The organism is Streptomyces sp. CO7 (assembly GCF_053474865.1).
Map to the genome: position 1 here is coordinate 274,839 of NZ_JBRIOU010000006.1, position 1,953 is coordinate 276,791.

The 1,953-nt window shown below is 76.3% G+C and carries 2 protein-coding genes; both read left to right on the forward strand.

The features are described 5' to 3' along the window. Positions 1 to 329: 329 nt before the first annotated feature. A complete protein-coding gene (locus ACOV8S_RS22710) occupies positions 330 to 740 on the forward strand; it encodes a RidA family protein (protein ID WP_448319843.1) in 411 nt (136 codons plus the stop codon). Continuing rightward, the gene (locus tag ACOV8S_RS22715; RefSeq protein WP_448319845.1) at positions 737 to 1,576 is read left to right on the forward strand and encodes an aldo/keto reductase; all 840 of its coding nucleotides are present in this window, start codon (positions 737 to 739) and stop codon (positions 1,574 to 1,576) included. Before ACOV8S_RS22710 ends, ACOV8S_RS22715 begins: the two co-directional genes overlap by 4 nt. Positions 1,577 to 1,953: the final 377 nt, after the last annotated feature.

Genomic DNA, 1,953 nt, shown 5'->3' on the forward strand with positions numbered 1-1,953 from the left:
GCCGAGCGGCACGACCGGCGCTGGTCGGGCCGGCTGCGCACGATGCAGGACTGGATCGGCGGCCGTCCCGACGACGAGCCGCCACAGTGACAGCCGACCCCGTGCCCGGCCGCCCCCATGCCAGGCCGACCCCGCGCCCACCGCGGGCGCGGGGTCGGCCGGGTCCCAGGTCGGCCGGGTCCGAGTCGGCCGGGTCCGCGCCCCAAGGTGACCGGCCCTCTGTCCGGCGCGGCGGCCTCCTCCCCGGCGCGGGACGACCGGTCCAGAAAACGGGCGCACCGGAGGCGGCCGCTCGGTAGCGTGTGACGTCCTGTCACAGAAGGGAACGCATGTCTGGCAACGACAGCACCACCCTGGTCCACCCCTCCGTCGACGGCCTGGCTCCCGGCAGCGGCTACAGCCCCGTGGTGGTGGCGGAGGGGCGTCTCGCGGTGATCTCCGGCCAGGTCCCCCTGGACGCCGAGGGCCGGGTGGTCGGCGAGGGGGACGTCACCGCGCAGGCCCACCAGGTCTTCAGGAACCTCGGACGCTGCCTGGAGGCGGCCGGCGCCTCCTTCGCCGACGTGGTGAAGCTGGGTTTCTACGTCACCCGGATCACCGACCTCCCCGAGGTGCGGGCGGTCCGCGACCGGTACGTCGACCTCGGCCGCCCGCCGGCGAGCACGGCGGTGGAGGTGTCCGCCCTGATCCACCCCGACCTCCTGCTGGAGGTCGAGGCCTTGGCGGTGCTCCCTCGGTGACCGGGGAGACTCCGCGGGACGTCGCCGGCCGGCTCCCGGTCGGCCGCGTCGGCTTCGGCGCGATGCGTCTTCCCACCGCGCCGGGGCCGGGACGCGAGAGGGCCTTCCAGGTGCTGCGCCGTGCCATCGGGCTCGGGGTGACCCTGGTCGACACGGCCTATCTGTACGGCTGGGGAGCCAACGAGGAACTGCTGGCCGCCGCGCTCCACCCGTACCCCGAGGGACTGCTGGTCGCCACCAAGGTCGGCGTGGTGCGGTCCGACGGCCCGGAGGGCTGGGCCCACGACGGACGTCCGGACAGTCTGCGCCGTCAGACCCGGGAGGCACTGCGGCGGTTACGCCTGGACCGGATCGAGCTGCTCCAGCTCCACCGGCTCGATCCAACGGTTCCGGTGGCGGACCAGGTCGGAGCGCTCGCGGAGCTGCGCGAGGCGGGACTGGTGTCCCGCATCGGACTCTCCGAGGTCACGGTGGAGCAGCTGGAGGAGGCGCGGCGGACGGCTCCGATCGCGAGCGTGCAGAACCGGTACAACCTCTTCGCCCGGGAGCACGAACGGGTCCTCGACGCCTGCGAGGCGGCGGGCCTCGCGTTCCTGCCGTGGCGTCCGGTCGCCGAGGCGGACTCCGCCGAGGTCTCGGCGGTGGCCGCGGAGACCGGGGCGACCCGGCAGCAGGTGCTGCTGGCCTGGCTGCTGGCCCGTTCGCCGGTGATGCTGCCGATCCCGGGCACGGCGTCGGTCGCGCACCTCGAGGAGAACGTCGCGGCGGACTCCCTGCGGCTGACCGCCGCCCAGCGGGAGCGGCTGGAACGGGCCGCGCTGCCGGGCGCCCGCTGACGACCGTCGCGTCACGGGCACCCGGGCCGGGGTCACCCCCCTCGGTGCGGACGCCCGGGCCGGGGGTCGGTCCCTCGCGGACCCGGCGGCGACGAGCAACGCGCGGGCGCCGTCCCGGAACGCCTCGTCCTGGCCGATGATCCGGTTCTCCGGCCCCGAGCGCACGATCCGCGCGTCGCCCTCGGCGAGGTCCTCCAGACGGCGCAGGCAGTCGGCGGGGAGGGCGCCGACGCCCAGGGCCTCCAAGGCGTCGGGCGCACCCGCCGGATCGGCGTCCTCCTCGGCCGCGTCCAGCACGGCGGCGGCGAGTGCGGGGCGGTCGAGAGCGGCGGGGGCCGCGGCGGGGGGCCGGGCGGGGGCCGCCGCCGGCGTCTGCT

Coding starts and splice junctions, on each gene's coding strand:
- ACOV8S_RS22710 (WP_448319843.1), top strand. CDS start 330: ATGTCTGGCAACGACAGCACCACCCTGGTCCACCCCTCCGTCGACGGC.